The 5,957-nt window shown below is 71.3% G+C and carries 4 protein-coding genes; 1 reads left to right on the top strand and 3 read right to left on the bottom strand.

Going from position 1 to position 5,957, the window contains the following annotated elements:
- The 3 genes from CCN56_RS33855 to CCN56_RS33845 all read right to left on the bottom strand — a co-directional run.
- A partial coding sequence (locus CCN56_RS33855) for an MFS transporter (protein WP_086831658.1) occupies positions 1 to 1,161 on the bottom strand: 1,161 nt, incomplete at its 3' end.
- Positions 1,162 to 1,292: 131 nt separating this feature from the next.
- Positions 1,293 to 1,949, bottom strand: a complete 657-nt coding sequence (locus CCN56_RS33850; RefSeq protein WP_041128669.1) for an MBL fold metallo-hydrolase — start codon at positions 1,947 to 1,949, stop codon at positions 1,293 to 1,295.
- Between the two features lie 35 nt (positions 1,950 to 1,984).
- A complete protein-coding gene (locus tag CCN56_RS33845) occupies positions 1,985 to 2,674 on the bottom strand; it encodes a maleylpyruvate isomerase family mycothiol-dependent enzyme (RefSeq protein WP_086831657.1) in 690 nt (229 codons plus the stop codon).
- Between the two features lie 226 nt (positions 2,675 to 2,900).
- On the opposite strand from CCN56_RS33845, the gene uvrA reads away from it, so the two are divergent.
- On the top strand, positions 2,901 to 5,930 hold the full coding sequence (gene uvrA, locus CCN56_RS33840; RefSeq protein ID WP_086831656.1) for an excinuclease ABC subunit UvrA: 3,030 nt from the start codon (positions 2,901 to 2,903) through the stop codon (positions 5,928 to 5,930).
- The last annotated feature ends 27 nt before the right edge of the window (positions 5,931 to 5,957 follow it).

Genomic DNA, 5,957 nt, shown 5'->3' with positions numbered 1-5,957 from the left:
GCCCGAGCCGCCGTCCGAGAGGGTGGTGGCGACGATCGGCGTCAGCGCACCGCCCAGGACGCCCGCCAGGTTGTAGCCGACGGCGGCGCCGGTGCAGCGGACGCGGGGCTCGTACAGCTCCGGGAGGTACGCGGCGATCACCGCGAACATCGTGATGAACGCCAGCAGCGAGCCCAGGAACCCGAGGAACATCAGCAGCGGCCGTCCGGTGTGCAGCAGGGCCGTCATCGGGAACGTCCAGAGCGCGGAGGCCGCGCATCCCGCCAGACAGAGCGGGCGCCGGCCCCAGCGGTCACCGAGGAGCGCCACGAACGGGGTGACCGCGCCCATGACCGCCACCGCCGCCATCACGCAGGTCAGCATCACGGTGCTGCTCACCCCGAGCCGCTCGGTGCCGTAGGCCAGTGCCCAGGTGGAGACCGTGTAGAAGACGGCGTACCCGACCGCGAGCGCCCCCGCCGTCAGCAGGACGAGCCGCCAGTGGTCGCGGAGGACCTCCGCCAGCGGGGCGCCCGCGCGCCGCCCGGAGGCGGACAGCTCCTCGAACTGCGGTGTCTCCGCCAGCGAGGAACGCAGCAGCAGCCCGACGAGCGCGAGCAGCCCCGCCGCCCAGAACGGCACCCGCCAGCCCCAGGAGCGGAACTCCGCGTCGCTCAGCCCGGCGGTGAGCGCCAGCACCACCCCGTTCGCCAGGAGGAAACCGATCGACGGGCCGACCTGCGGGAAGCTCGCCCACAGCGCACGCCGGTGCTCGGGGGCGTGCTCGGCGGTGAGCAGGACCGCCCCGCCCCACTCGCCGCCCAGGCCGAGCCCCTGCAGGAAGCGGAGGGTGAGCAGCAGCACCGGGGCGGCGATGCCGAGTGTCGCGTACGTCGGGACGCAGCCGACCGCGACCGTGGCGCAGCCGGTCAGGAGCAGCGAGGCGAAGAGGACCGGCCGCCGGCCGTACCGGTCGCCGACGTGCCCGAAGAGGACCGAGCCGAGAGGGCGGGCGAGGAAGCCGGCGGCGAAGGTGCCGAAGGCGGCCAGGGTCCCGGCCAGCGGCGAGAAGGTGGGGAAGAAGAGCGGCCCCAGGACGAGGGCTGCGGCCGTCCCGTAGACGAAGAAGTCGAAGAACTCGATGGCGGTGCCGACGAGCGAGGCGGCGGCGAGCCGCCCCATCGAGGGGGTCGAGGGTGGCCGGGACGGCGACGGAGGGTGACTTTGGCGCATGTCGCGCCAACTACCCCGCCGCCGCCCGGGTTACGGGGGCGTACGGAGGTGCGCAGCTGGTGAGCCGCGCGCCTGGCGGGTCACCAGCCGCGCTCGTGCCACTCCGCGAGGTGGGGGCGCTCGTCACCGAGCGTGGTGTCCCGGCCGTGGCCGGGGTAGATCCAGGACTCGTCGGGCAGGACCGCGAAGAGCTTGGTCTCCACGTCGTGGATCAGGCTCGCGAAGGCCTCCGGGTCCTTCCAGGTGTTGCCCACGCCGCCCGGGAAGAGGCAGTCGCCGGTGAAGACGTGGGGGTGGCCGTGCGGGTCGTCGTAGACCAGGGCGATCGAGCCCGGGGTGTGCCCGACCAGGCGGCGCGCGGTCAGCTCGACCCGGCCCACCCGGATCGTGTCGCCGTCCTCCACGGGCACGTCGGTCGGGACCGGGATGCCTTCCACGTCGTACGCGCCCGCGTAGGTCCGGGCGCCGGTCGCCGCGACGACCTCCTCCAGGGCCTGCCAGTGGTCGCCGTGCCGATGGGTGGTGACGACGGCGGCGATGCCGTCGTCACCGATCAGCGTGAGGAGCGTCCCGGCCTCGTTGGCCGCGTCGATCAGCAGCTGCTCGCCGGTCGCCCGGCAGCGCAGCAGATACGCGTTGTTGTCCATCGGGCCGACCGCGACCTTCGAGATCATCAGGTCCGTCAACTCGTGCACGTCCGCCGGGCCGCCGACCTTCACCACTCCGCTGTACGTCATGGCCTCAGACTAGCCCCGGAGGGTGACAGCGGCCGCTACAGCGGGGGGAGCTCCGGCAGCGGGCCGCCCTCGGTCTTCAGGGCGGAGCCGTCGCGGCGGCCGGCGAGCCAGCCGAGGAGCTCGGGGGCGGGGCCGCTCACGGTCACCTCGGAGCCCTCCGCGGAGCCGGTGGTCCAGCTGCCCGGGCCGTCCGTGGCCAGGACCCGGGTCGGCGGCACGCCCGCGTTGCCCGTGAACCGCTCCGCGAGGAAGTCGATCTCCCGCTGGACGAACTCCTCCGGCAGGTCCTCCAGCTCGTAGCCGACGCCCAGGTCGACGTGGTGCAGGGCCACCTCCACCCAGCGGCGGAAGGGGACCCGGGAGGCGCTGTCGGTGACCCCGTTGCGGAGCTCGACGGTGCGGCTCCAGTCGGCGGGCTCGGCGCCCGCGGCCTGGAAGCGGTCGGCGCTCTCGCGCACGTCGGCGAGCTGGACGTCCAGCGGCCGTCCGGCGTCCCGCTCGATGTCGGCGTCCCGGGTCGAGGCGTCGGCGTACATGGGACGGCCCTGGAGGACGTTCACGAGGGCGTCGGCGTTACGGGCCACGTGGGCGAGGACGTGGCCGCGGGTCCAGCCCGGGAGCCGTGACGGCTCGGCCGTCGCCGCGTTGTCCCAGGAGGCGGCGGCGGCGAGGAGACGGTCGGTCGCCTCGCGCACGGAGACAAGGTCGAGTTCGTGGTCGATCATGGCGCCGACCCTAGGGGGTGCCGGGCCGGTGGGGCCAGATCCGATCCGGCCCGACCGGCCCGGCGCCTCCCCGCGCCGCCACTCATTCGGGTGAAGCGGTCTCAGGGCGGCCGGAAATCGAATGTGCGTGCTATAGGCTCGATGGAAGCATCCGGCATCCTTGGTTGTTGGGTGTGTCAGGCACATCCCAGGCATATCCGCTCTCTCAAGAAAGGTGCGGACCGGCGTGGCCGACCGTCTCATCGTCCGTGGCGCTCGCGAGCACAACCTCAAGAACGTCTCGCTCGACCTCCCGCGTGACTCCCTCATCGTCTTCACCGGGCTCTCGGGGTCGGGCAAGTCCTCCCTCGCGTTCGACACGATCTTCGCCGAGGGGCAGCGCCGGTACGTCGAGTCGCTCTCCTCGTACGCCCGGCAGTTCCTCGGCCAGATGGACAAGCCGGACGTCGACTTCATCGAAGGTCTCTCGCCCGCGGTCTCCATCGACCAGAAGTCGACCTCGCGCAACCCGCGCTCGACGGTCGGCACCATCACGGAGGTCTACGACTACCTCCGTCTGCTCTTCGCCCGCATCGGCAAGCCGCACTGTCCCGAGTGCCGCCGTCCCATCTCCCGCCAGTCGCCGCAGGCCATCGTCGACAAGGTCCTGGAGCTCCCCGAGGGCAGCCGCTTCCAGGTGCTCTCCCCGCTCGTGCGCGAGCGGAAGGGCGAGTTCGTCGACCTCTTCGCCGACCTCCAGACCAAGGGCTACAGCCGCGCCCGCGTCGACGGGCAGACCATCCAGCTCAGCGAGCCGCCGACGCTGAAGAAGCAGGAGAAGCACACGATCGAGGTGGTCGTCGACCGCCTCACCGTGAAGGACAGCGCCAAGCGCCGGCTCACCGACTCCGTCGAGACCGCGCTCGGACTCTCCGGCGGCATGGTCGTGCTCGACTTCGTCGACCTCGCCGAGGACGACCCCGAGCGCGAGAAGATGTACTCGGAGCACCTCTACTGCCCGTACGACGACCTGTCCTTCGAGGAGCTGGAGCCGCGCTCCTTCTCCTTCAACTCGCCCTTCGGCGCCTGCCCCGACTGCACCGGCATCGGCACCCGCATGGAGGTCGACCCGGAGCTGGTCGTCCCCGACGAGGAGAGGTCCCTCGACGAGGGCGCCATCCACCCCTGGTCGCACGGCCACACCAAGGAGTACTTCGGCCGGCTCATCGGCGGCCTCTCCCAGGCCCTCGGCTTCCGCACGGACATCCCGTACGCGGGTCTTCCGCAGCGCGCCAAGAAGGCCCTGATGTACGGCCACAAGACCCAGGTCGAGGTCCGCTACCGCAACCGGTACGGCCGCGAGCGGGCGTACACCACCCCGGCCTTCGAGGGCGCCGTCTCCTTCGTCAAGCGGCGGCACAGCGAGGCCGAGAGCGACTCCAGCCGCGAGCGCTTCGAGGGCTACATGCGCGAGGTGCCCTGCCCCACCTGCGAGGGCACCCGCCTCAAGCCGATCGTCCTCGCGGTCACGGTCATGGAGAAGTCCATCGCCGAGGTCTCCGCGATGTCGATCAGCGACTGCGCCGAGTTCCTCTCCCGCCTCACGCTCAACGCCCGCGACAAGAAGATCGCCGAGCGGGTCCTCAAGGAGGTCAACGAGCGGCTGCGCTTCCTCGTCGACGTCGGCCTCGACTACCTCTCGCTCAACCGGGCGGCGGGCACGCTCTCCGGTGGCGAGGCCCAGCGCATCCGGCTCGCCACCCAGATCGGCTCCGGCCTCGTCGGCGTGCTCTACGTGCTCGACGAGCCGTCCATCGGCCTCCACCAGCGCGACAACCACCGGCTCATCGAGACCCTGGTCCGGCTCCGGGACATGGGCAACACGCTCATCGTCGTCGAGCACGACGAGGACACCATCAAGGTCGCCGACTGGGTCGTCGACATCGGCCCCGGCGCCGGCGAGCACGGCGGCAAGGTCGTCCACTCCGGCTCCCTGAAGGAGCTCCTCGCCAACGAGGAGTCGATGACCGGGCAGTACCTGTCCGGCCGCCGGTCGATCGCCACCCCGGACATCCGCCGCCCGGTGGACCCCGGACGCCGGCTCACCGTGCACGGGGCCCGCGAGAACAACCTGCGGGACATCGACGTCTCCTTCCCGCTGGGCGTCCTCACCGCCGTCACCGGAGTCTCCGGCTCCGGCAAGTCGACCCTGGTCAACGACATCCTCTACACCCACCTGGCGCGCGAGCTGAACGGCGCCAAGTCGGTGCCCGGACGGCACACGCGCGTGGACGGCGACGAGCTCGTCGACAAGGTCGTGCACGTCGACCAGTCCCCGATCGGCCGCACCCCGCGGTCGAACCCGGCGACGTACACCGGCGTCTTCGACCACGTCCGCAAGCTCTTCGCCGAGACGATGGAGGCCAAGGTACGGGGCTACCTGCCCGGCCGCTTCTCCTTCAACGTCAAGGGCGGCCGCTGCGAGAACTGCTCCGGCGACGGCACGATCAAGATCGAGATGAACTTCCTCCCGGACGTGTACGTCCCGTGCGAGGTCTGCCACGGCGACCGGTACAACCGGGAGACCCTGGAGGTCCACTACAAGGGCAAGTCCATCGCCGAAGTCCTGAACATGCCGATCGAGGAGGCCCTCGACTTCTTCGAGGCCGTTCCGACCATCGCCCGGCACCTGCGCACGCTCAACGAGGTCGGCCTCGGTTACGTCCGCCTCGGCCAGTCCGCGCCGACGCTCTCCGGCGGCGAGGCGCAGCGCGTGAAGCTCGCCTCCGAGCTCCAGAAGCGCTCGACGGGCCGCACGGTCTACGTCCTGGACGAGCCGACCACCGGTCTCCACTTCGAGGACATCTCGAAGCTGATCAAGGTCCTGTCCAACCTGGTCGACAAGGGCAACTCGGTGATCGTCATCGAGCACAACCTCGATGTCATCAAGACCGCGGACTGGGTCATCGACATGGGCCCGGAAGGCGGCAGCGGCGGCGGTCTGGTGATCGCCGAGGGCACGCCGGAGGAGGTCGCCTCGGTCCCGGCGAGCCACACCGGCAAGTTCCTCCGCGAGATCCTCGGCGCCGACCGGATCAGCGACGCCGCGACGATCCCCGCAGCGCGCGGGACGAAGAAGGCGGCGACGAAGGCTCCCGCGAAGAAGACCGCCGCCAAGGTCGTGGCTCCCGCGAAGAAGACCGCCGCCAAGGTCGCGGCCCCCGCGAAGAAGACGGCCACCGCCAAGAAGGCGACGGCCCGCACTCGCAAGGCGTGAGGCCCCGGCAGGGCCCCCCGGCCGGGG

Origin of the sequence: Streptomyces sp. NRRL B-24572 (genome assembly GCF_002156145.1) — a bacterium.
In the GTDB taxonomy this organism is placed as follows: Bacteria; Actinomycetota; Actinomycetes; order Streptomycetales; family Streptomycetaceae; genus Streptomyces; species Streptomyces vietnamensis.
Note: the sequence above shows the minus strand (reverse complement) of the source record. Positions and strands in the feature narration are given on the sequence as shown.